The 23,273-nt window shown below is 63.1% G+C and carries 20 protein-coding genes and 2 pseudogenes; 11 read left to right on the plus strand and 11 right to left on the minus strand.

Going from position 1 to position 23,273, the window contains the following annotated elements:
• Positions 1 to 101: 101 nt before the first annotated feature.
• Both AC3WL2_RS04910 and AC3WL2_RS04915 read right to left on the minus strand, forming a co-directional pair.
• Positions 102 to 650 carry a GNAT family N-acetyltransferase gene (locus AC3WL2_RS04910; protein ID WP_102684264.1) on the minus strand — a complete coding sequence of 183 codons (549 nt, stop codon included), beginning with the start codon at positions 648 to 650 and terminating at the stop codon, positions 102 to 104.
• Between the two features lie 142 nt (positions 651 to 792).
• Positions 793 to 1,170 carry a hypothetical protein gene (locus AC3WL2_RS04915; protein WP_102684263.1) on the minus strand — a complete coding sequence of 126 codons (378 nt, stop codon included), beginning with the start codon at positions 1,168 to 1,170 and terminating at the stop codon, positions 793 to 795.
• Between the two features lie 689 nt (positions 1,171 to 1,859).
• Here AC3WL2_RS04915 and AC3WL2_RS04920 point away from each other — a divergent pair.
• On the plus strand, positions 1,860 to 2,066 hold the full coding sequence (locus AC3WL2_RS04920; RefSeq protein ID WP_102684283.1) for a DUF6434 domain-containing protein: 207 nt from the start codon (positions 1,860 to 1,862) through the stop codon (positions 2,064 to 2,066).
• Positions 2,067 to 2,146: 80 nt separating this feature from the next.
• Here AC3WL2_RS04920 and AC3WL2_RS04925 read toward each other — a convergent pair whose 3' ends face one another.
• Both AC3WL2_RS04925 and AC3WL2_RS04930 read right to left on the minus strand, forming a co-directional pair.
• On the minus strand, positions 2,147 to 3,478 hold the full coding sequence (locus tag AC3WL2_RS04925) for an IS4 family transposase (RefSeq protein WP_219730351.1): 1,332 nt from the start codon (positions 3,476 to 3,478) through the stop codon (positions 2,147 to 2,149).
• Between the two features lie 116 nt (positions 3,479 to 3,594).
• Entirely contained in the window at positions 3,595 to 3,801 is a 207-nt protein-coding gene (locus AC3WL2_RS04930; RefSeq protein ID WP_102684281.1) for a hypothetical protein, read from the minus strand.
• Between the two features lie 410 nt (positions 3,802 to 4,211).
• Here AC3WL2_RS04930 and AC3WL2_RS04935 point away from each other — a divergent pair, with 410 nt between their 5' ends.
• Entirely contained in the window at positions 4,212 to 4,487 is a 276-nt protein-coding gene (locus AC3WL2_RS04935) for a hypothetical protein (RefSeq protein ID WP_102684262.1), read from the plus strand.
• Positions 4,488 to 4,574: 87 nt separating this feature from the next.
• On the opposite strand, the pseudogene AC3WL2_RS04940 reads toward AC3WL2_RS04935, so the two are convergent.
• Both AC3WL2_RS04940 and AC3WL2_RS04945 read right to left on the minus strand, forming a co-directional pair.
• Positions 4,575 to 4,675, minus strand: a pseudogene (locus tag AC3WL2_RS04940) (VOC family protein); the annotation flags it as partial.
• Between the two features lie 87 nt (positions 4,676 to 4,762).
• On the minus strand, positions 4,763 to 5,230 hold the full coding sequence (locus tag AC3WL2_RS04945; RefSeq protein ID WP_102684261.1) for an anti-virulence regulator CigR family protein: 468 nt from the start codon (positions 5,228 to 5,230) through the stop codon (positions 4,763 to 4,765).
• 512 nt (positions 5,231 to 5,742) lie between these two features.
• Between AC3WL2_RS04945 and AC3WL2_RS04950 the strand changes: the two are divergent.
• From AC3WL2_RS04950 to AC3WL2_RS04960, 3 genes and pseudogenes are all read left to right on the plus strand, one after another.
• Positions 5,743 to 6,198 (plus strand): annotated as a pseudogene (locus AC3WL2_RS04950) (site-specific integrase); the annotation flags it as partial.
• Between the two features lie 20 nt (positions 6,199 to 6,218).
• Positions 6,219 to 7,805 carry an ABC-F family ATPase gene (locus AC3WL2_RS04955; protein WP_046855494.1) on the plus strand — a complete coding sequence of 529 codons (1,587 nt, stop codon included), beginning with the start codon at positions 6,219 to 6,221 and terminating at the stop codon, positions 7,803 to 7,805.
• 171 nt (positions 7,806 to 7,976) lie between these two features.
• A complete protein-coding gene (locus AC3WL2_RS04960) occupies positions 7,977 to 9,143 on the plus strand; it encodes an MFS transporter (protein ID WP_102684259.1) in 1,167 nt (388 codons plus the stop codon).
• Here the strand turns inward: AC3WL2_RS04960 and AC3WL2_RS04965 are convergent.
• Entirely contained in the window at positions 9,102 to 10,151 is a 1,050-nt protein-coding gene (locus AC3WL2_RS04965) for an alpha/beta hydrolase family protein (RefSeq protein ID WP_102684258.1), read from the minus strand. The genes AC3WL2_RS04960 and AC3WL2_RS04965 overlap by 42 nt on opposite strands.
• A gap of 148 nt (positions 10,152 to 10,299) precedes the next feature.
• Positions 10,300 to 10,911, minus strand: coding sequence for an FMN-dependent NADH-azoreductase (locus tag AC3WL2_RS04970; protein ID WP_046855491.1), 612 nt, complete (start codon positions 10,909 to 10,911; stop codon positions 10,300 to 10,302).
• 133 nt (positions 10,912 to 11,044) lie between these two features.
• On the opposite strand from AC3WL2_RS04970, the gene AC3WL2_RS04975 reads away from it, so the two are divergent.
• Entirely contained in the window at positions 11,045 to 11,947 is a 903-nt protein-coding gene (locus AC3WL2_RS04975; protein WP_102684257.1) for a LysR substrate-binding domain-containing protein, read from the plus strand.
• Positions 11,940 to 12,314 (plus strand): MmcQ/YjbR family DNA-binding protein, encoded by a 375-nt coding sequence (locus tag AC3WL2_RS04980; protein WP_102684256.1) that lies wholly within the window; start codon positions 11,940 to 11,942, stop codon positions 12,312 to 12,314. Before AC3WL2_RS04975 ends, AC3WL2_RS04980 begins: the two co-directional genes overlap by 8 nt.
• Here AC3WL2_RS04980 and AC3WL2_RS04985 read toward each other — a convergent pair.
• Positions 12,311 to 12,733, minus strand: a complete 423-nt coding sequence (locus AC3WL2_RS04985) for a VOC family protein (protein WP_102684255.1) — start codon at positions 12,731 to 12,733, stop codon at positions 12,311 to 12,313. The two genes, AC3WL2_RS04980 and AC3WL2_RS04985, sit on opposite strands and share 4 nt — an antisense overlap.
• A 223-nt stretch (positions 12,734 to 12,956) precedes the next feature.
• On the opposite strand from AC3WL2_RS04985, the gene AC3WL2_RS04990 reads away from it, so the two are divergent.
• Positions 12,957 to 17,585 carry an NEL-type E3 ubiquitin ligase domain-containing protein gene (locus AC3WL2_RS04990; protein WP_158247486.1) on the plus strand — a complete coding sequence of 1,543 codons (4,629 nt, stop codon included), beginning with the start codon at positions 12,957 to 12,959 and terminating at the stop codon, positions 17,583 to 17,585.
• 2 nt (positions 17,586 to 17,587) lie between these two features.
• Here AC3WL2_RS04990 and AC3WL2_RS04995 read toward each other — a convergent pair whose 3' ends face one another.
• Positions 17,588 to 20,092, minus strand: a complete 2,505-nt coding sequence (locus tag AC3WL2_RS04995; protein ID WP_102684253.1) for a UvrD-helicase domain-containing protein — start codon at positions 20,090 to 20,092, stop codon at positions 17,588 to 17,590.
• Between the two features lie 187 nt (positions 20,093 to 20,279).
• Between AC3WL2_RS04995 and AC3WL2_RS05000 the strand changes: the two genes are divergently transcribed.
• Entirely contained in the window at positions 20,280 to 20,978 is a 699-nt protein-coding gene (locus AC3WL2_RS05000; RefSeq protein WP_102684252.1) for a pirin family protein, read from the plus strand.
• Positions 20,979 to 21,137: 159 nt separating this feature from the next.
• Positions 21,138 to 21,830 (plus strand): hypothetical protein, encoded by a 693-nt coding sequence (locus AC3WL2_RS05005; protein WP_232968082.1) that lies wholly within the window; start codon positions 21,138 to 21,140, stop codon positions 21,828 to 21,830.
• Positions 21,831 to 21,928: 98 nt separating this feature from the next.
• On the opposite strand, the gene AC3WL2_RS05010 is transcribed toward AC3WL2_RS05005, so the two are convergent.
• The gene (locus AC3WL2_RS05010) at positions 21,929 to 22,390 is read right to left on the minus strand and encodes a sterol desaturase family protein (RefSeq protein ID WP_102684250.1); all 462 of its coding nucleotides are present in this window, start codon (positions 22,388 to 22,390) and stop codon (positions 21,929 to 21,931) included.
• Positions 22,391 to 22,463: 73 nt separating this feature from the next.
• Between AC3WL2_RS05010 and AC3WL2_RS05015 the strand changes: the two genes are divergently transcribed.
• A complete protein-coding gene (locus AC3WL2_RS05015) occupies positions 22,464 to 23,234 on the plus strand; it encodes a class I SAM-dependent methyltransferase (RefSeq protein WP_102684249.1) in 771 nt (256 codons plus the stop codon).
• The last annotated feature ends 39 nt before the right edge of the window (positions 23,235 to 23,273 follow it).

The raw sequence follows: 23,273 nt of genomic DNA on the forward strand, positions 1-23,273 counted from the left end.
AGGATGCCCTGGACAGAGTCACACAGCTACCACCCTTTTTAATAGTCTGCTTACGATCTACAAGCCTAGCCCCGGGGTGACCGGCGCGGTATTCCGGTTCGCTATATCACCTGGGTAGGCCGGTCGATCCGGTAGAGCACGTGCGGCCGCAACGGATTGCCTTCAGGCACCGTCACGTCGAGGAAGTCCTCCTTCGGAACCGAACGCATCCCCAGCCTCTGCATCAATGCCCTGGAGGGTGTGTTGATGCTGGAGGTGTAGCCTATGACCTGGCGCAACCCAAGGGTCGACCACGCGTAGGCCAGGCACGCACTAGCCGCCTCGAATGCGTAGCCCTTGCGCCAGTGTTCACGCCCGAGGATCCAGCCGATTTCGACATGCGGGCCGCCCGGTATCTCGTCCCCGGTAGAGGACAAGCCAAGCCCGCCGACCAACGCGCCATCCGCCTTGCGCTCGACCGCGACAAAGCCGAAACCGTGCGTTTGCAGGTGCCGATCGCACTCGGCAAGCATCGTGCGGGTTTCAGCGGGCGTCAGTATTGCCGGGTAGTAATAGCGCCTGACTTCGGGGTCGGCGTTGACGAGGGCAAAGGCTTCGATGTCCCGCTCGGCCCAGGGGCGCAGGACAAGACGTGGCGTGTCGATGAACATGGGTAAGGCGCAGCTCCCTTCTACCAGGCAGGACCGACATCGCCGTGCGATGCCTGCGAGGCATGGGAATCTAGCACATGCGCATGACCGCGGAACTCCGGCCCTCAATCGACCGGAGCCCGGACAGGTCAATCAATCGCGATCAAGCTTTGCCGAACACATAGAAGCTCAGGTTGGCCGAGCTCTTGCCCGCGGCGAACAAACCGCGCAGGTTGTTCATCGAAACGCTGCGAATGTTGAAGGTCTCCTGGGTGGAGTAGCTGTCATTGATGCTGACGTACTGCAGGTTCTTGTCGCTGCCACCGGAATAGTCCAGGCGAACCATGAAGGTGCCCGCGCCGGCGGTGGTCCTGAGGATGAAGGATTTGTACTGCTGGATTTGCGCTTCGACGAAGTTCGCGCCGGCCCGCTCACCTTCCTTGCCCTTCACATCGCAACGACCGCTGCTCAGGTAGGTATAGCCTGGGGGTACCTGAACATCGGCGGCCAGTTCTTCTTTGAAAGCCTGTTGCTGTGTCATGACTCATGCTCCTTATGAGTAGGATTTGCGTACAGCACTGGTGAGTCTACAAGCGCCAGGCAAGTCGGCACTGCTGGCGGACAAGCGGAGCACGCGAACGAGTATGCAAACAACAAACAAACCCTCGATCGAACGCAATTCTCACAGGTGTCCGATCTCTCGCGCAGACGGATTCCCGATCACTCTGTGCCCGGCCCCGATTCAGGGGACGTATCCCCAGGCGTGGGGATCAGGCGCTGGCCTGCAGGAACATAAAGACCGCCACCACATCCACGGCCAGCACGGCGGCCACGACGAAACTCATGAAATAGAAGTCATCCTGGAACATGTCTGCACTCCCGCCTGGTGGGTTTGCTTGACTCAAGCAACTCCCGTTCCAGCCTGCCCGCTTCAAGATCATGTCCATTGGTCAGACGTGGTGAGGCTATCGCGCAAACAGGCGCTTACTGATCACTCACTCCGGCTCTACGCAAGGATGCCAATCGAGGTGTGCCCCGATGAGACGCATCCAGAAAATCATCCAGCAGCGCCGTCGGCAGCTGCATGTGCACCTGCCGCCCAGCGAATTGAAGGCGTTGAGCCGTGACGATGGGCCCGGCACGGCGAAAACCGCATGGCTGCCGGAGAGGCGCCAGACCACAACAAGTGATGCTAGGCTCCAGCGAACCTGGCCATCCAAGGTAGTGGAAATGAACTTCGACTGGCACGCAGGACCTATCACGCGCACGACCCTGCTCGACAAGAACTACCGCAATACGCAGAAAGTCCGACAATTTTTGCTCGGTGAATGCGGCGCGGCGTTCAAGTTCGATCGGCCCTTCATGGCCTGGGTCAAGAGCGGAGCGCCCTCCACCATGGGTGATGTCGCGGATGAATGGATGCGTAGGCGCAGGTGACCGCCCGGCAGCTGTGCTGCCGACCGATCACCCTGGGATGTCTTTCAGACGAAAAAGCCCGCCAGATGGCGTAATGCTGTTCACTTAAGCGGAGCAGCCTTACGATCCAGCGGATACCGGGTTTTGGAAATCTTCACCGTCCTTGGCCGCGTTGGCCTTGGACGGTGATCCAGAAACATCCCCGCGACACCTCCCCGCAACTCAGCCAACCTTCTACCCGTAGCCGATACCGGATTGGCCGCAGCCATGACGATCAACTGCACGGCGATGTACTGGCAGGCCGGCTTGAAACGTATGTCAGAAGGCGTTCGGCCAAAGGCTACAGCAGCTTGGCTAGCCTCACGACGGATGATGTTGTAAGCCAGCAGGAGTCCCCAGACCTCCTGATAAATCAGCTCGACTTTCTTGCTGCGCAGCGTCACTGCATTCTGCTGCATGGAGCTTTTGATGTCCCGGAAGCCCAACTCGATCTCCCAGCGCTCCAGGTACAGCTCGGCTACCGCGTCCGCGTTGTAGCGGTCGGCAGGCAATGAAGTGAGCAGCGATCTGACGTGCCCCTGGCTTTCATAACTGACTTCACGCACTTCCCAGTGCGTGGGCAAATCCGGGTTTCGTTTGCGAGCCTGAGGGGAGACCTTCATACGAACACGCCGGTCGTGCTCGCCATAACGCTCGACCTCTTCCATGACCAGATTCTTGCGAGCCGGCGTCAACCAGTGACGATTTCTACCATCTTCAGCGACGCTCAGTAGCAGGTCAGCGCCCCAAAAGCCCTTATCGAATAACGTGATCGAATCATCTGGAATTTGTCCAAGGAAGCTTTCGGCCAGGCGCATCTCGCTGCCCCGGTAGGGACTGAGCTGGGCGTCGAGGATCACATGCGAGCGCACATTCATCAGTGCAACGAGGCGTAGCATTGGGAACGGTGTCTGACGTTCGGTGCCCGTGTTACCCGAGCCGAAATGCTCTCGCAACTCAGGCGAATCGGGCGTTCGCAGCAATGCGCCGTCCACCGCGAATACTTGCAAGCCGCTCCAGTCATCACCTTCGTATCGCTCGGAGCCCCATTGTTTGCCTGTCTGGCGGAACAAGGACTCGACTGGATCGGCTCCCAGTCGCTTACGCGCCTCAGTCACACCGCTTCGCGCCAGTAGCTGGTCGGAGGCCAAGCCTTGAGCACAGATATTTAGGCGTCTGGCCACCTCATGCACAGGCTCATCGCGGAACAGAGCCATGCCCAGCACCAACCAAAGCACCTGATCGCTCGGCAGGCGCCGCCGCCGGATAGTGGCTTGTGTCGAGAGATTGAGCGCACTGGCGACCCATTCAACAGGGATATTCTGGGTGAACGTGCTGAGGTCGGAGAAGTTGAAGAGATCGCCGAGGTCTAGCAATTGCTGCTGAATGGGCATAAAAAATCCGATACCAGGGGCCTGGTATCGGATTTTCTAGAAACCCCGGCTTGGACTCAAATGCTTAAGTGAACAGCATTACGCCAGATGGCGGGCTCTCTGCCTGAGGCGCGGGATCAGTTTGTCTGAATGCCTTTGATCAACTGAAGACGCATTGGGTAGCCCTGGCCAGGCTGGACCACAGTCTCGGTTTCAACGGTCTGCACGACCTTTCCCTGGGCATCTTTGGTGACGGAAATGGTCTTGCTGTACGAGCTCTGGACAACGCAGCCGCTCAGAGTGGCGCTAGCAGCGATAAGTGCCAGAAAAATAACGTGTTTCATATCGAGCATCAATCCTTGGAAATGGGCGGCGCGCAATGTAGCAACATGCCACCATCAAAGGAAGCCTGCGGTTTCAGTTCGGCTTTGGAAGTCCTTGTCACCCCCAACGTGCCGCCCCTTGGCTCGTGCCCCTGCACTTCCCTGTAAAGCAAGCCTTGTTCACGCTTGAGCATCAGCCCGTGCGAGTAAATAGGTCAAATTTCGGAACTGGAAAAAGCCATCGAACTACTTGCTTTAATTATTTCATGGTCTTAACTGCGTAGCACAACAACCCATACTGGAAAAAGGCATGACTTTTCTTACAGTCCCATGAGCTAACCTAACTACTAATCACAAGTAGCAGTGGCAAGTCTGCAAATTCCAAATAGGGAGCCGACTCATGGAATCTACAACCCAAAGGGACTTAAAATATGAAGCTCACGATCACCAATGGCGCAAGCACATCGATTGACATTGCAGTGAGTGCATGGCGTAACGACGGCAATGACAGTTACTACTCGATAGCTCAAGGGGAATCTGATACCTGGGACCGCAGCGACGCAAGAGGGTACTTGATGGCGGTAAAAATGAAATCCCAGGTAAAAACCTACTACATATCCCAAACCAGCAAGATAGTTGTTGAAGACAACATTGTTAAAGACCACGGCCAAACCCTTAACCCGCTATACGCAGTAAACAACATGTAATACCAGCAGTAGTTGTCAACTGCAGAGTGACTGGCATGCTGCACAGTGCCAGTCATTCTGCATGCCACTTTGCCCTGCGCATCCACGGTCGTCCGAATACAAGATGACCAGCGGGCCACCGGGCCTGAAAGGCTTACCGTGGTGAAGCCGCCAGTAAGCCGACCATCACTGAGTTCGGTGTATGTCGGGGGCGTGTAAGAGGTCAAACTCTACTACAGCCAGGTGATAGCCAAGCCTTGCATCATTTCCGTGATCTTTGTCGCGATACCTCGCACCTAGTCCAACGCCCCATTGAGCACCTCGTAGATTATGCCGGTGGTAATCGCAACGAGAATTAAGTCCGTTCCGACCTGTTGCCACTCATAACCATCGTAGCGCGGCAGATGCCCCAGAAGTCTGCCATCGAGCTTTTTCGCGATGCCAGGAGGGAGCGGTTTTCCTCGTGCTAAATTCTTCTGGATGCCGGGCGGCAAGGCTGGCCCTGGACTCCAGTAGTTGTGGTAACTGCTCAGTACGTTTAGGACGCTGCCACGATCAATTCTTGGGCCGTCATCCCAGCCATTATGCCCTGAACTCTTTCCCTTCGCCCCGCCGCCCTCTGCCCCATAGCCTTGAATATTCTGCGAGTTACCCTTTCCGTGCCCCTGCCCTTTTCCATTGCCGGGATCAGCAGCGGCACTTATTGAGCCCGTAACAAGGGCAGCACTTGCGAGCAATGAGATCAAGGTTTTTGATTTGAGCATGTCCGTTCTCTCATAAAAAGGGCCCCCCCCTCCAATGTAGACGACGTTGCCCTAAAAAGTTCATTCACCACCACGCCGCCACCAGCACGGAGGGCAAAGCCGCCTGACCCTCCGGCGCTGCGCGCCAGCACCTTCCCCTATTCAACGATAACGCCGACCCGGCGAGGATCCACCATGTTTCTGCACCGCCTGTGCAGCAAGACTATCCTAGGGTCTGTATGAAAAGTCTTGAGACGAAGGTCAGGCAAGGCGAAAACAGCCGAGGAACGGTCGGAGTCGCGCCCGACTTTACGGGTTGTAAATGAGCATTCCGAGGCTGTTTTCAACGCAGCATCACCGAGTATCAAGGCTTTTCATACAGAGCCTAAGCCGTTCAGGCGGCCGCGCCGCCGCCCGTGATGCAAGCGACACTCCGTCGCTACGAGGCCCTGCACCGTACCAAGGGCACCGCTGAGGGCCTGGCCAAGGCAGAGGTAAACGCCGAGCTGGCATCTCGCATCGAGCGGACCATCGCCAAGGCCTTGTGCGAGGTTGAGGAAAGGACGCAGACAGGCAGGGATAGGTTCGTTTTGCTGAACCAGAGGGCTTGGCGCGCTGCAGTACGACAGGGAGTACGCCGAGCTGCGAAAGCCAGGGAAGAGATTAGCGGCCAAAACGCCCTACGTGTTTCCCCGTCAAAGGGAAGCGAGAACGTCAAACAGACGTCGGACGTGCACAAACAGCGGGTTCCGGTGCTGAATGAGCCGGGGATCAGAAGGAGGCCCCATACAACTGTCGTCACACCTATGCGACAATATGCTTAATGTCTGGCCTCAACCCCGCATTTTATCGCCCAACAGCTGGGTCACAGCGTGCAAATGCTGCTGTCGACGTATGCGCGTTGGCTCAACTCAAGCTCCGACTGGAGCGAGCTGGAAAAGCTCAAGATTGGTATCAAATTGGTATCAGCCGAGAATCCAGCCGCGTAAGTTACTGATAGGTAAGCGCTTTGATCTCCACCGCTAACATCACCATGCAGTTCGGCTCCAAGCCCCTGTTCGAAAACGTCTCGGTCAAATTCAACAACGGCAACCGCTACGGCCTGATCGGCGCCAACGGTTGTGGCAAGTCGACCTTCATGAAGATCCTCGGTGGCGACCTGGAGCCGTCCGGCGGCCAGGTGATGCTCGAGCCCAACACCCGCCTGGGCAAGCTGCGCCAGGATCAGTTCGCCTACGAAGAGTTCGCCGTGATCGACACCGTGATCATGGGCCACGAGCAGTTGTGGAAGGTCAAGGCCGAGCGTGATCGCATCTACTCGCTGCCGGAAATGACCGAGGAAGACGGCATGGCCGTCGCCGAGCTGGAAACCGAGTTCGCCGAGATGGACGGCTACACCGCCGAATCCCGCGCCGGCGAGCTGCTGCTGGGCCTGGGCATTCCCCTGGAACAGCACTTCGGCCCGATGAGCGAAGTGGCGCCAGGCTGGAAACTGCGCGTGCTGCTGGCCCAGGCGCTGTTCTCCGACCCGGACGTGCTGCTGCTCGACGAACCGACCAACCACCTGGACATCAACACCATCCGCTGGCTGGAAACGATCCTCACGGCGCGCAACAGCACCATGATCATCATTTCCCACGACCGTCACTTCCTCAACAGCGTCTGCACCCACATGGCCGACCTGGACTACGGTGAGCTGCGCCTGTTCCCGGGCAACTACGACGAGTACATGACCGCGGCCACCCAGTCGCGCGAGCAACTGCTGTCGGACAACGCCAAGAAAAAGGCCCAGATCGCCGAGCTGCAGACCTTCGTCAGCCGCTTCTCGGCCAACGCCTCCAAGGCCAAGCAGGCCACCTCGCGCGCCAAGCAGATCGACAAGATCCAGCTGGCCGAGGTCAAGCCATCGAGCCGTGTCAGCCCGTTCATCCGCTTCGAGCAGACAAAAAAGCTGCACCGCCAGGCGGTGATCGTCGAGAAAATGGCCAAGGCCTTCGACGACAAGGTGCTGTTCAAGGACTTCAGTTTCACCATCGAAGCCGGCGAGCGCGTGGCGATCATTGGCCCCAACGGTATCGGCAAGACCACCCTGCTGCGCACCCTGGTCGGCGAAATGAAGCCGGACGCGGGCGCGGTGAAGTGGACCGACAGCGCCGAAGTGGGCTACTACGCCCAGGACCACGCCCACGATTTCGAGGACGACGTGACGCTGTTCGACTGGATGGGCCAGTGGACCAGCGGCGAGCAGGTTATCCGCGGCACCCTGGGGCGCATGCTGTTCTCCAACGACGAGATCCTCAAGTCGGTGAAGGTGATCTCCGGTGGTGAACAAGGCCGCATGCTGTTCGGCAAGCTGATCCTGCAAAAGCCCAACGTACTGGTGATGGACGAACCGACCAACCACCTGGACATGGAATCGATCGAGGCGCTGAACCTGGCGCTGGAAAACTACCCGGGCACGCTGCTGTTCGTCAGCCACGACCGTGAATTCGTGTCGTCGCTGGCCACCCGCATCATCGAGCTGACGCCCGAAGGCGTGGTGGACTTCAGCGGCACCTATGACGACTACCTGCGCAGCCAGGGTGTAGTGGTCTGATCCAACGCTGAGTCATCCTCATCGCGGGGCAAACCCGCTCCTGCAATGCCTTCGCGGCATTCGCAGGAGCAGGCTTGCCCCGCGCTGCGTTTAATTAGTTAGCCTGCTTCCTTTTCCCTCTCGCCGCAGCCATGATGGGCACAGCCCCACCGCCCGCCCGCGAACGAGCCCATGACAGCCCCTCACGCTTCCAGTGTCACCCTGCAGATCCTCTCGATCGTCTTCTACACCTTCATCGCCTTCCTCTGCATCGGCCTGCCGATCGCGGTGCTGCCTGGCCATGTGCACGATCAGCTGGGTTTCGGCGCGGTGATCGCTGGCCTGACTATCGGCCTGCAGTACCTGGCCACCCTGCTCAGCCGACCTTTTGCCGGGCGAGTGGCAGACACACTGGGCGGCAAGCGCGCCATCCGCTATGGCCTGTACGGCATCGCCGGCTGCGGCGTACTGACCCTACTGTCGGCCTGGGCCCTCGCCCTGCCCTGGCTGAGCCTGGCGCTGCTGTTGGGCGGCAGGCTGCTGCTAGGCATCGCCCAGGGGCTGATCGGCGTTGCGACCCTGAGCTGGGGGATCGGCCAGGTGGGGCCGGAGCATACCGCCCGGGTCATTTCCTGGAATGGCATTGCCTCCTATGGCGCCATCGCCATCGGCGCGCCCGCTGGCGTGCTGCTGGTGGACGGCCTGAGCTTCGCCGTGCTCGGGCCAGCGCTGCTGGGACTGGCGCTGCTGGCCCTGCTGGTGCTGCGCACGCGACCTGACGTGGTGGTGGTGCGGGGTGAGCGGTTGCCGTTCTGGTCGGCGTTCGGACGGGTGGCGCCCTGCGGCCTGGGGCTGACCCTGGCGTCGATCGGCTACGGCACCCTGACTACCTTCGTCACCTTGTACTACCTGGAACGCGGCTGGGTCGGCGCAGCCTGGTGCCTGAGCGCCTTCGGCCTGTGCTTCATCCTGTCGCGGCTGCTGTTCGTCAACGCGGTCAACCGCTTCGGCGGCTACAACGTGGCCATTGTCTGCATGGCCACCGAGGTCCTGGGCTTGACTATGCTATGGCTGGCACCCTCGCCGCTGTGGGCGATGCTCGGTGCCGGGCTGACCGGCTTCGGCCTGTCGCTGGTATACCCGGCCCTGGGGGTCGAGGCGATCCGCCAGGTGCCCAGCAGCAGCCGTGGCGCCGGGCTGGGCGCCTACGCGGTGTTCTTCGACCTTGCACTGGCCATCGCCGGCCCGGTGATGGGCGCGGTGGCAGTACACCTGGGGTATGCCTCGATCTTCGCTTTCGCCGCCCTGCTCGCCCTGTCAGGGGTGGGCCTGACCCTGTTGCTGGCCCGCCGCGGCTGAACGTTCGGCGGGCTCCGGTGCACCCAGTGCCTGGCTGAAGAAGGCCGTGGTCTCGCTGCGCAGCGAGCGATGGATATGTCGACGGTCGACACCCTCGGCGTCCTTGCACAGCACCGGCATGCGCTGGTGTTGCTCTTCGTCGCAGGGGGCCATGAACACGAAATGCCCGGCACCGGTCAGCAGGCGGTAGTCAGGTGTTACCGGCAGCTTGCGCGCCAGGGCATCGGCGTTGTGCTCCAGGGCCAGTAATTGGTCATTGTCGCCGCTGTAGATCAGCGCCGGCACCTGCACGCCGGCCAGGGCGTGGCGACCGAACATCAGGCTCAGCGGCGCCATCAGCATGACCGCGCCCACCCTGGCGTCGGCGCGGGGCGCCAGTTCACTGTGGTCGGCGATCAGCACGCCATGGGTCTTGCAGGCGTCGGCGTCACCGGGGCGTTGCTCGCAGTAGCGGCGCAGGCGTTCGAGGTCGGGTCGCGCGCCAGAAAGGATCAGCGCGGTTTCGCCACCGGCGGAATAGCCAATCACTCCGACCTTGCCATCATTCAGGTACGGCGCGAGCAGCCTGTCGTTTCGCGCCGCAGTGATCGCGGCGCTGATCTGCAGCGGCCGGCCATAGAGGTTGCTGAGGGTGCCCAGGCGGCTATGGTCGCGGTTGTTGTCGCCGGGATGGACCACCGCCACCACCACGAAGCCCTGTCGGGCCAGGCCGTTGGCCAGGTCATGCAGGGCCATCGGGCTGCCGGTGTTACCGTGGGAGATCACCAGCAGCGGGAACTGGCCCATGGCTACCGGCGCCTCTTCGGCGACACGGGTCTGGTAGCCCTCGATGCGCACCGGGTGCGCTTCGCCGCCGGAGGGGTAGAACGCCAGGGCCTGCATGGGTTTGGCGTCCACCGGATCGACCAGGGTCAGCCGGTGCAATCCGGCCACCCACGACGCTGCATCGGCGCGGGCCAACAGGCCGCCCAGCAGTAATAGCGCCATCAGCAGGCGGGTTCGCTTCATCGCAGGGCGCTCCCAGGTTCAAGGCACTGCGCGGTACACGGGTATGGATGCCAGCATAGAGCCCGGTGCGCTGGCGACACATGAAAACTGGATGAAAAAAGCCGGCTGGCGCACGAGGCGACAGCCGGCTTTCAGTCGATGGCATCGATCAGGCGGCAGCGAACAGCTCACCTGCAATCTGCGCCTGGGCGGCATCGATGGCCTTGGCGCGGTGCTCCGGGCCGTAGGCCAGGCCATGGGCGCGGACGATTTCCAGGTCGGTGATGCCGATGAAGCCGAGGAACACCTTGAGGAAGTCCTCATGGCCAACGCCGGTCGGCTGGCCCTGGTGCAGGCCACCGGCGGTGGACACCAGGATCACTTTCTTGTCACCGCACAGGCCTTGCGGGCCGGCTTCGGTGTAGCGGAAAGTCTGGCCGGCTACCGCCACGCGGTCGATCCAGGCCTTGAGCTGGGTCGGCACGGTGAAGTTGTACATCGGCGCACCAATCACCACCGCGTCGGCGGCGAGGAATTCTGCCAATGTTTCGGCGCTGAGGCTGGCTTCATGAGCCTGGGCGGCATCGCGCATTTCCTCGGGGGTACCGGCGGCCACCAGGGTAGCGGCGGAGAAGTGGCTGATGGCGTCGCTGGCCAGGTCGCGGTAAACCACTTCGATGCTCGGGTCGGCGGCCTTCCAGGCTTCGACGACTTCGCGGCTCAGTTGGCGGGAGGCGGAATTGTCGCCCAGGATGCTCGAATCGATATGCAACAGTTTCATGGGTCTCTCCTGTGAATGAAGACCGCGGCGGTGGGCGATCACGATGGAGAGAATCCTACCGACACAGCGAATAGCTGATAAGTCGGCAAAAATGCGTTAGTTTGTTCCACTGATGGAACAATGGGGCTGTCAAATGCAAGACCTTAACGACCTCTTCTACTTCGCCCGGGTGGTCGAAGCCGGTGGCTTCGCTGCCGCCGGGCGCCAGCTGGGCATCCCCAAGTCGCGCCTGTCGCGGCGCATCGCCGAGCTGGAGGAGCGCCTGGGCACGCGCCTGCTGCAGCGCACCACCCGGCAACTCAAACTGACCGCCGTGGGCGAGCGCTACCTGAGCCACTGCCAGGCGATGCTGCTGGAGGCGGAGATGGCCGATGAAGTGGTGGCCAGCATGTCCAGCGAGCCCAGGGGGCGGTTGCGGGTATCGTGCCCCGTTGCCCTGGCCCATGCATTCCTGCCGGATATCATCAGCCGCTTCCTTGCCCAGTACCCCTTGGTGCAATTGGACATGGTGCTGCTCAACCGCCGGGTCGACCTGATCTCCGAAGGCATCGACGTGGCCCTGCGCGTGCGCGACCTGGGTGATGAGGACCCCGCCCTGGTCACCAGGCGCCTGCGCCAGGCGCAGATGCAACTGGTGGCCGCGCCAGGTTTTGCCGACCATATCCGCGAGCCCGCACAGCTGGCGACCCTTCCGGTGCTGGGCGCCGCCGAGGCCGACCGACTGGTGCATTTTCGCCTTCATGGCCCCAACGGCCGGCAGGAGGAAGTTGCCCTGGAGCCGCGCCTGGCCATCGACGACTTCGTCGTGCGCAATGCGGCGGTACGCACCGGCCTGGGTTTCACCGCCCTGCCGTCAATGTTCTGCGAGGAGGAACTGGCCCGTGGCGAACTGGTGCGCCTGCTGCCAGACTGGTCCCTGCCTGGCGGCTACCTGCAGGCGGTCTACCCACACCGGCGCGGCCTGCTGCCGGCGGTACGCGCATGGATCGATCACCTGGCGACCTCGTTCGAGGCCTGTGGAGAGCGTTATGTCTGAGAAAAGGATGACCGAGGAGCAAGTGGCCGCGCTGTGCCTGGCCCTGCCGGGCGCACAGGAAGACTACAAATGGGGAGGCATCCGCGTGTTCTCGGTGGCAGGCAACAAGATGTTCGCCGTGCAGGACCTGGGCGGCGCGGGCCTGTCGTTCAAGGTGGCCGATGAGTTGTTCCTGGGCTATTGCGACCGTCCTGGTGTGCGCCCAGCCCCCTATCTGGCACGGGCGAAGTGGATCAGCATGCTGCCACCCTACCCCATGGGCCGCGACGAGCTGAGCGACCTGCTGCGCCGCTCGCACCAGCTGGTGGTGCGACGCTTGCCAAGGCGCCAGCAAGTTGGGTTGCTGCTGGGGACGGGCGAGGCCTAGGTTTCAACCGGCATTGGCGGCCCCTTGAGCTCGACCCGGTTGCCGTCCGGGTCGAAGCAGTACAGCGACATGCCCTCACCCTCGGCCCCGTAGCGCTTCTCGGCAGCCTCCACCCTGACCCCGGCCTCGCCCAGCATTAGGCTCAGCGCCTGCTCGTCGAACGGCTCGATGCGCAGGCACACATGATCGACATTATGCCCACACTGGCCGGGCGCGTCGCCGCCCTGGCGCCCAAGCGGGCCGTCGACTGCCACCAGGTCGATCAGACCATCACCGGCGCCGAGGTGGATCATCCCCAGCGTGTCCCGGCGCTTGCGCACCGGGCAGCCGAGCAGCTCGTGATAGAAAGCCAGGCTGCGAGTCAGGTCGCTGACGCGCAGAACGACATGGTCGATGCGTAGTACGGCGAAAGCTGGCATGGCGAAGCTCCACGATCAGGCTTTGCCTAGACCATAGCAGCCGACCTGTGAAGACACCCTAGGTCGTTGGCGTCAATGACCGACGGCGGGTACACAGCAGCCGCTGTGGGGCAAACGGCCGTGTACGTGTCAGCCATTGCCCTGGTGGCGGCGACAATCATGTACCGCCCCACGCGCCACCCCCTGCCCTTGAATGGCCGCTCCCATCTTTTGGAATGTGACCATGCACCACAGCGAACCGCCCTACCACCAGCAACAGATCCTGCGCAGCCTGCCGGGCTGGACCAGACACTTGCACCCCCACCACGCCAGTCGACTGCTGCGGCGCGCCCACCGCGAGCATGTCGAGCAGGACGGGCAAATCGCCCCCTGGTTCGCCCAGGCCTCGGCCGCCCGGCAGGCCGAGCTGCGCCAGGCCATCAAGCAGCGCACGACGAGCCATCAGGCGCTGGCCAAGGCACTACAAGGTTTGCGCGGCATCACCGAGTTCTGCGAGCCGCTGCTGCAGGCACGGCTGGGCATTCAGGTGGCGCTGACGCAGGCCCAGTTCAGGCATCAGCCATTCACGTCGAGCCTGGGCGGTGAATTCCCCGACCCGGACGCTTCCCATCATGTCCCCCGCACACCGGCCTCGATCGAGGAACCTGTCGGCACAGCCAGCCTCACCAGCCTGCTCGAGGCGGCCCTGCACAATTTTGAAGGCATGACCGAGGTCGGCCCTTTCAGCACCCTGCAAGTCAGTGTCGACGACAGCAGCGCACTACCCGGCCTGAGCACCACTGCGTTTGTCACCCACTGCCGTGCACTCGACCTGGGTCGGCGCTATCAGGAGCACCTGCAGGATATCTACGGCGGCCAGCGTGAAGCGCTGCTGCGCGCCCTGTGGGGCCAGGCTCGCCGCGATGAGCTCACAGTACAGGCGCTGATCGCGCGAATGCGCGGACTCCTGACAGACGACGGCCTCCAGTCCCTGCAACAGCTGTGTAGCACGGGCTCGATACCATGCTACCGAGGAATACCGGCCAAAGTAGCGGTCTTGCGCATGCTGGACATCCAGCTGCACGATCTGTTGCTGTTGACATCCACCAGGCAGTCCACGCCATCGTGCATCGCCTACCTGCCTTTCGACGACGCGCAACCGGTGCAGGAGTTCAACAACCTGCTGGCCTTCGGCAGGTACCTGCGCCGCCGCTTGCTGGAACCCGCCTACCGCGAACGCTTCCTGGAGCATGTCGCCCTGAAGGACCGCCCGCAAATGGCGAGCAAGCTCAAGGCCAGACTGTTCGAAGCCACCGCGGGTGGCTTGAGCCCGCTGGAAACACCGTCCCCCGCCTTCGCTGAAACCGAGCCCGGCACACATCCCTGGCAAGGGTTACAGGCCACCCTTTCGCGACAGGAGCAGGATACGCCCCGTCCCACCCGCTTCCCGGCACTGGCGATCCATGCGGTCGCGGTCGCCTTTCCGGTATGGCCCAAGCTGTTCAATGACCATGTCCAACGCCTGCAGGAGGACGCGCGCCGCGTCGCGGTGCCAACGGCGGACATCGATGCCAAGGCCAGGCGTGAGCGCCTGGCGTTGTGGGGCGAGCGTGGCCTCACCCTGCTCGGGGTGGCGGCCATGTTCGTCCCCGGCCTGGACGTTGCCATGCTAGCCGTGGGTGCGGGCCAGGTCATGGCGAGCATTTTCCACGGTTTCGAATCCTGGTCTGAAGGTGACAACGCCGAAGCGGTGAACCAGGTCGAGTCGCTGCTGGTCAACCTGGGCAGCGTGGCCGCCATTGCCGGTGTTACCAAGCTGGCCAAGGCCTCCGGCTTTGTCGACTGGATGCAAAGTGTCTGGCTGGATGGCGAGAAGCTGCTATGGCACCCCCAGCTCGAGCAGTACCGCAGCCCAGTCGAGTTGCCGGCGGACCTGCAGCCGGACGAGCAAGGCATCTTCCGCCATGACGACCGGCATTTCGTCGACCTGGACAATACGCTTCACGAGATTCGCCAAGACCCTGAGGGGCACTGGCATGTTGTGCACCCGGCCGACCCACGGGCCTATCAGCCACGGCTGCACGGCAATGGCAGAGGGGCCTGGCGCATGGCGCACGAGCGGCCACAGGACTGGGGACGGGTCAAGCTGATGCGCCGGCTAGGCCCGCTTGCCAACGGTTTGACCGATGAGGAGCTGATTGCAGTACTCGACAGTACCGACCTGGAACGCGGTGTGCTCGAACAGGTCCACGTCGATGGCCGGCGCCCTCCCGCGCTGCTTGAGGACGCCATTCGGCGCATCAAGGCCGACCTCCATCTCGATCCAGCCACGCCAGCTTCCGCTCCGGCGCTGATGATCGGGCGCGCGTTCCCCGGCCTGCCCAGTCAAGCACTCGAAGAGCTGGTGGGCGCGGCCAACAGCGCCGAACGGCAAGCCCTGAACAGCGGACGGGTTCCTCTGCGACTGGCCGAAGAGGCGCGATTGATGCAAGCCCGGTTCCGACTGGACCGTGCGATTCTGGGCTTGTATCGCCCCGGCCTGGCCAATGACGACAGCCGGCTCATCAGCGATAGCCTATTGGCCGCACACCCACAATGGACGCCCGAACAGCGCTATCACGCCGCACTGGCCAACCGCACGGCGACCGCACGCCTGCTCGGCCAGCAACCCGTACGGCCGGGCTGGCGCTCACCCTTGCGCCTGAGCGAAGGGCGATACGGATATCCCCTTAGCCCCGGTTTATTCGCCTCACGGGCAGAGCGCGAGCTGCATGCCCTGTATCCCGGCATGAACGGTCGCGAGGTCCGCCAGTTGCTGGCCACTCTGCGTGTCCGGGGAAGTGTGACCGAACAGATACAGGCACTGCGCACCCAACTGTCCTCGCTGCACGACCAGCTTCACGCCTGGGCTACCAGAGGCGCCCACGACTGGGGTGAGGAAGTCGGTGCTGATTACACCAGGACCGCCGACCAACTCGTTCGGGCCTGGCAACGCCTCGATGGCGACATGCTGAGCCTTTCGAATGTCGCCCTCGACGCCCTGCCGACACTCACGGCACGCTTCGACCACATCACCACGCTGTCGCTGGAGAATCTCAATGTGATCGAGATGCCCGCCGACTTCCTCCAGGCCTTCCCATCGCTCAGGCGGGTGGATGTACGAAACAGCCCCCAATTAAGCGTCAGCTCGGTCCTGCAAGCACTGCGCAACGCCCCACGGTTACAGGAGCTTCGCCTGAGCGGCACGCACCTGGGCGAGCTGCCCGCCGTGGCCCATGAAGTGCTCCCCACGCTGCGAGACCTGCGTAGCCTGGAAATGCCACATCATCGGATGACGCTCACCTTGCATGACCTGCGAATGCTCACCGGCCTGCCGTTGGAAACCCTGGACCTGCGCGCCAATCGCATTGCGCTGGACGCCGACACGGCGAATACGTTCAGTTCGATGCGAACACTGCGCAACCTGCTCCTGAGCAACAATCCCCTCGCCGTCAGCCCCAACCTGGCTGACCTGGACAACCTCGCCACCTTGCGCCTGGACAACAGCCAACTGCGCCAGTGGCCCACTGGTTTGAGCGGCCTGATGCAACGCAATCCCTGCATGTTGCGGGTGGTGGACCTGAGCATGAACAACATCGACCAGGTACCGGGGTTGCCCGCGCTCTTGTCATCCCCCTACCTGGGCGAACTGTTGGCCAGGCGTGCGCAGTACCGCTGGCGGTTCAACTACAACCCGTTGGACGAGGCCACCCGCGAAAGCCTGCAGATTGTCGGCGCGTCGGTCGAACAACGTGTCGAGGGCATCGACGCCAGCGCGCCACCAGCGCGAATCGACTGGTTGCAAAACGCCAGCCGGCAACAGCGGGCAACCTGGGAAGCGCTGTTCGACGCAGACGGCAATGCCAGCCTGCGCCAGGTCGTCGAACAGGCGGGTATGTCGGCCAGTGCCCGTCGCCAGCCCCGAGCATTTGCCCGACAAGTATGGACACTGCTCGAGCGCGCAAGCGCCAGTACCCGACTGCGCGCACGCCTGGACGAAGTGGCCGGCGAGTTCCCGGTGAGCTGTGGCGATGCCGGGGCCGATGGTTTCGGCACCTTGCAAATCGAAGTGATGGCCTATGATGAAGCCGCAGGCGCAGAGGTAGCCACGCCACCGCTGTTCCAGTTCTTCCGCCGCCTGTTCCGCCGCGACCAGGTGAACAGGCTGGCCCAGGAGGTGTTCAACGCCCGCGTGGCCCGGCGCAATGCCCTGCACGCACTGGATGCCTGGACCACCCGGCCGCCGGCCGAGCGCGGCGCCAGACCCGTGCTGCCGCCCCTGCATCACGTCGACACATTGTCCGACGACGTGCTGCACAATGGTCTTGGTGAAGGCCTGGACCTGATCGAGATCCGCCTCGCCCTGCGCAGCGGCCTGGCCAGCCGGCTGGACTTCCCCGACCCCCAGCAGGCCATGTTGTACCGGCACACGGCTGAAATTTCCGCGAGGACCGAGGAAGCGGTGCACGATGAGGTCGATGCCCAGGACCATGACGCCGGGGCACGCCGCCAGTGGATCGCCCGGCAACCGAGCTGGCGGCGCCTGCTGCGCCGGGAACACAGTGCCCATTTCGAGGTGCTCAGAAAGCGCTGGGACGCAGGCCTGGACTACCTCGACGGCAACGACCTCGACGGCCCGCTCGAGCCGCCGGTGATCGAAGCGCTGACCCAGGCCCTGGGCCGCAGCCCGCTGGCCGAGGATGGCCAGCCCCTGCGCGAGCCCATTTCCAGCGACCGCTACGTCGCGGGTATGAACCGCATGGCGCTGGGCCTGGAACAGGACGAAGACGCCCTCTATCTGCGCCTGACCCGCCGCCGCGACCCCAACAACTGAGCCTACTGGCCGCGCAGGTCTTCGAAGAAGGCCTGCCGCCCCTGTACCTGGCTTGACGCACGCGGCTGCGCGGCAGCCTCGCCGCTGGCTCGTTCCACGTGCCAGTAACAGTGCCGAACCGCACGCGTCACCGCCACGTAGGCAAGGCGCTGCACCTCTTCCTTCTGCGCCGTATCGAACGCCTGGGCGTCCCCTGGCTTGCCCAAGCCGGCCAGGCGATACGCCTGGTTCTTGTAGGGCGAGCTGGTCAGGTAGTGGCAATCGCCGAGCATGAACACCGCATCTGCTTGCAGTCCCTTGGCGCTGTGATAGGTCAGCTGACGCAGGCGGCGCTGGCCGGGCGGAAAGCTAGAATCAACTTTAACTATTGGTAATAAATACTTTTCAATCAATAACTTATCACTTTCCTTTCGAAACAGCATCATGACCGTTTCACCCCGCTGATAATGCTCGATCACGGTTTCGGCCAGTGCCGCCTCGTCCCGGTCGAAAACCTTCACCGGCGACAACGGCAGCTCGGCCGCCAGCCCGCTGGCCCTGGCCTTCTTGCCGGTGATGGCCGGCGCGCCTTTGACCAGATGCTCGGCGGCCTCGATGATGTACTGCTGGCTGCGGTAGTTCTCCACCAGCATCACCCGCGTGTTGGCCGGTGACGGGAAGGCCTTGGTGAACTCCATGAAGTACTTCGGCGAGCTGCCGCGCCAACCATAGATCGACTGCCAGTCATCGCCCACGCACATCAGCGATGAATGTTGCGCCACCCGCCCGCTGTGCATGGCCGGCCCACGGCGGCGGATTTCGGCGAGGCAGGCACGCAGCCAGCTGACGATCTGCGGCGAGACGTCCTGGAACTCGTCGATCATCAGGTGCGCCATTGGGCGCAGCAAGGGGGCGGGCAGCAACCCGAGGTTCTCCGGGTTGTTCTCGCCGAACAGGGCGAACATGCGGTTGTAGGTCATCACCGGCGGCGACTGCGCCAACAGGTGTGCTTCCAGTGCCTTCCAGAACAGCGCGAGGGCCTCGAAGAATGCCGCGTCGCTATCGCCAGAAGGGAAACTCATGGCGGCCACGGCGTTGTTGACGTCCAGGCCGAGGTTCTCGATGAAGCTCGCAGCGGTGACGAAGGCGTCGAGCAACGGCGCCGGGGCCAGCTCGCCCTTGACCTTGTACTCGAAGCCCGGGCCGGCCACGGCATCCCCCGCCAAGGACGTTGCAAGCCGTTTTGCCGAAGAGTAATTATCAAGCCATATCAATGGCTTATCACAGAAAGCTTGAAACAGGGTCCGCTTTACCGCCCATTCCGCGCGCACCGCCAGCTTGGCGCCCGGGCGCTGGTACTGGGCACTTTCGGACGGGTCGAAGCCCAGTACCACCCAGGCGTCCAGCCCTTCCAGGCGGCCATGGACATGAAAACGGCTACCGCGGATCTGCACCGTATCACGGCAGGGTTCGATACCCTTGATCGGCCAGGCACCGGCGGCGAACCACAGGTCCTCGATCACATCGCACAGTTCCTCGTCGCGCTGGGCGGCCAGCTGGGTGACCTGCACACGCTTGTGCACATCCGGATGATCCGGGTCCATCGGCTTGAGCAGCAGTGCTTCCTGGCGCAACGCGCCGACCAGCTGGGCAAACCGCGGGCTCTGGCCCAGCAGCTCGCTGTAGCACTGGTTGAGCTGCTGACGCTGGGCATCGTTCAGGCGCAGGTCGAACGGGTTGCTGTCAGCGTTTGCCTCGCCGCCTGCGGGCATCTCGTTGCCCAGGGTCTCGAACGCCCGCACCTGGGCGAAGCCTGGCAAGCTGCGCACCAACGGCAGGATGCGTGAATGGAAAGTGCGCACCAGCTCCCGCCCCTGGGCAGGCGACAGCTCGAGCTGCCACAGGGCAAACACCTGCAGCAGGCGCTGGATGAAGTCACGGCGCGACTCGCGGGTGAAGGTCACCACGGTCAGGGCATCGAGCTCGAAGCCCAGGTAGTGACGCAGCAGCAGGATGCGCAGCACCAGCGAGGTCGACTTGCCGGCCCCGGCGCCGGCCACGACGCAGGTCGAGGGTGTGTCGCTGAAGATCAGCTTCCATTGCGCCGCGCTCGGTTGCGCCTCGGCAGGCAGACGCCTGGCGACATCAGCCTTGAAGCGCTTTTTCAGCTCGGCAGTCAGCGGCAGGCGCCAGTCGTCGAACAGGTTGTCGTCCTGCCCGGGTACACCGGCATTCTCCGGGCGGGCATCGCGGATCACCAGAACCTGGCGCCCAGCCTCGAATCCAGCGACCCGACCCTGCTCGTAGCCCTCACGCAAGCCATCGGCATGGCCGTTGCGCTGCCCCGTGGCGTGGCCGAGGAACCAGGAATCGCGGTGCTGCGCCTGCAGGCGTGACAGGCCCCGCCCCAACAGGCGGGCGGCCAGGCGGCGCAGCCAGGGCAACTGGGCGGGAGGGGTCAGGTCGGCCGGGGCCCGGGGATGCTCGTGCGGCACGGTCACTCCATTGAAAATCAGAACAGCCGGCATGTTCGCCTCATCCGCGTAAAAGTTCCAGCGAATGCTTATGGATCATGGGATTAGGCGATGAACCGCATGCGGAGTCGCATAATTAAATATCGTATTTATAGATACTTAAGAGCCGATATTTACGCTTTTTATCGATATTTAAGTCGCGCATCATGGCCTCATTCCACCGAATCAGAGGAACACCACCATGCTGCAACTACGGCCCTTCGAAAGCCTTGGCCACGCCAACCACGGCTGGCTCGACGCCCATCATCATTTCTCCTTCGCCGAGTACCATGACCCGGCACGCATGCACTGGGGCAACCTGCGCGTGTGGAACGACGACCTGATCGCCGCCGGCGCAGGCTTCCCACCGCACCCGCACCGTGACATGGAGATCATCACCTACGTTCGCGAAGGCGCCATCACCCATCAGGACAGTTTGGGCAACAAGGGCCGAACCGAGGCCGGCGATGTGCAAGTCATGAGCGCTGGCAGCGGCATTGTCCACAGCGAGTACAACCTGGAGAAGGTCGACACGCGGATCTTCCAGATCTGGATCATCCCGGAAAAGGTCGGTGACGCGCCCTCCTGGGGTACCCGCCCGTTCCCCAAGGGTGAACGTGGCGAGGGCTTCGTGACCCTGGCCAGTGGCCGCGAAGGCGATGACGACAGCCTGCGCATCCGCACCGACGCCCGCCTGGTGGCCGCGACTCTGCGCGCCGGTGAAAGCGCCGAGTACCGCCTCGATGAGGGCCGTCGCGGCTACCTGGTGCCGGCCAAGGGACGGATCGAGGTGAACGGCTTGCAAGCCAAGGCCCGTGATGGCGTGGCGATCGAGCAGGAGACGCGGCTCAAGGTGACAGCATTGGAAGACAGCGAAATCGTGCTGGTCGATGTAGCCTGATCGACCTTGGCCGGTTTGCCGGCGCAGGCCACTATCGCACTTTTTCGCGTTTGTGCGCTCTATGCATGGCCAGGCCCCACCGATCCCCGGTGGGACCGACTTTTCCAACCGGTGCCGATGGCCGTACGAAGACGCCTTCCATTTCCTCGCCGACTGCTGATGGCCGGCAGCCTGGCCTGTCTGGTCGCCTGCACCCAGCAGCAGGGCCGCGACATGCTCACCCAGTTCAGCAACGGCAAGCCCGACGAGCTGTTCCAGACCAGTGTCGACCGCATGGCGACCCTGGCCATGCGCGACAACCTGCAGAGCCTCTACCTGCTGATGAACAAGCTGTACCTGCGCAACCCCAACCAGTGGCGGCAATCGGGCTACCTCGACGCCACCACGGCGGCGCGGCAGATCCGCATCGCCATCGAACAGCGCCAGCCCCTGGCGCAACTGGGCGAGCGCCGCGACCTGGCGGCCTTGAGCTACGCCCTGAGCCCGGAGTTTCGCGGCGATCGGGTGGGCGCCTTCATCTACGCCATCGGCAGCATGCTGGTCACCGCCCACGGCGGGCGCACCGAGTTCTACATGACCGACACCCTTGACCCGTTGTTCATCCACAATGCCGCGCGCAACATCGAGAAGGCCACCTGGATGCTCGGCCAGCGCCAGGATGCCAATGGGGTGCTCCTGCTGTTTTCCAACGAAATTTCCGAACAAGGCAGCAACCTCAGCTTCGCCGTGGAGTTCGGCAAGGTCGTCGCCCGTCTCGACCTGCTGTCGCAGATGCTTGACGAGCGTTATCGGCGGATCGGCCTGAATTACGCGCAAAGCCTGCTGTTGATGAATTTCCTGCCGGTGCAATGAGCCGCGTCCGCCAGCAGTGCGCAGCGTTGCCGTCGCAGACCCTCAAGCGGCGCGGTTGAGCCGTATCCGGCCTAACTGGCGAATGAGGCGCAGAGCCATCAGCCCCGTCGCCGTTTCAGTTGCTGCTTCAACACCCGCAACGGCGGTGCATAGAAGAACCCGAACGACACGCTGCCCTGGCGGCCCTTCACCGCATGGTGCAGGCGATGGGCCCGGTACAGGCGCTTGAGGTAGCGGTTGACCGGTTTCGGCGCCCGCGGCCAGTGCCGGTGAAACACCCCATCGTGGGCCAGCACGTAGGCCAGCCCATAGCCCGCCACGCCGCCACCGACCCATTGCAGCGGCGCGTGCCCGGCCTTGCCCAGCGTCATCAGGGCAGCGGCGATCAGCCCGAGCGCCAGCAGGTAGAGGTCGTTGGTTTCCAGCATGCCCAGTTGCGGCTCGTGGTGCGAGCGGTGCAGCCACCAGCCCCAGCCGTGCATGACGTACTTGTGGGCCAGCGTGCCGACGCCCTCCATGGCCACCAGGGTGCCGAACAGCACGGCGAGATTGAACAACATGTATCGGTCCGGGGGGTTGGCAACGAAATGCGCAAGCGTACCATTGCCGCCAGGTCATTCAGAGGGATTTTCCATGAAGGATGTACACGCCTCGGCCAGCACCGGCTACACCCGCCAGTCGGACAACTATGAGCAAGGTCGGCCGGACTACCCCGTCGCCTTGCAGGACTGGTTACGCGACACCCTGGGCATCGGCGCCGGGACCCCGGTGCTCGACCTGGGCGCCGGCACCGGCAAGTTCACCCGTCTGCTCAGCGCACTGGCACCACACCTGACCGCTGTGGAACCAGTGCCCGCCATGCGCGCACGCTTCCACGAACGGCTGCCCGACATCCCCGTGCTCGAGGGCACCGCACAGCACATCCCGCTGGCCGAGGCCAGCCAGCAGGTGCTGGTCTGCGCCCAGGCCTTCCACTGGTTCGCCGATGCCGCCGCCCTGGAGGAGATGCACCGGGTGCTGGCCCCCGGCGGCCGTCTGGGTCTGATCTGGAACGTGCGCGACGAAACAGTGGACTGGGTGGCGCGGATCACCGAAATCATCACCCCCTACGAGGGCGACACGCCACGTTTTCACACCGGGCGCTGGCGCGAAGCCCTCGCAGGCAGCCGCTTCAGCACTCCGCAACTGACCACCCTGCCCCATGTCCATGAGGGTGACCCACAGACCGTGATCCTCGAACGCCTGCGCTCGGTGAGCTTCATCGCCGCCCTGCCCCAGGCCGAACAAGACGAGGTCATGGGCCAGTTGCAAAGCCTGATCGACAACCATCCGGACCTCAGGGGCCGTGAGCGCATCGCCTTCCCTTACCGCACCCAGGCCTACGTCTGCCAGCGCCTGCCGTAACAGGATTGTCATGATTCATGCCTTGACCCCGCGCGGGTC

The sequence above is a fragment of the Pseudomonas sp. FW305-96 genome (assembly GCF_058783825.1).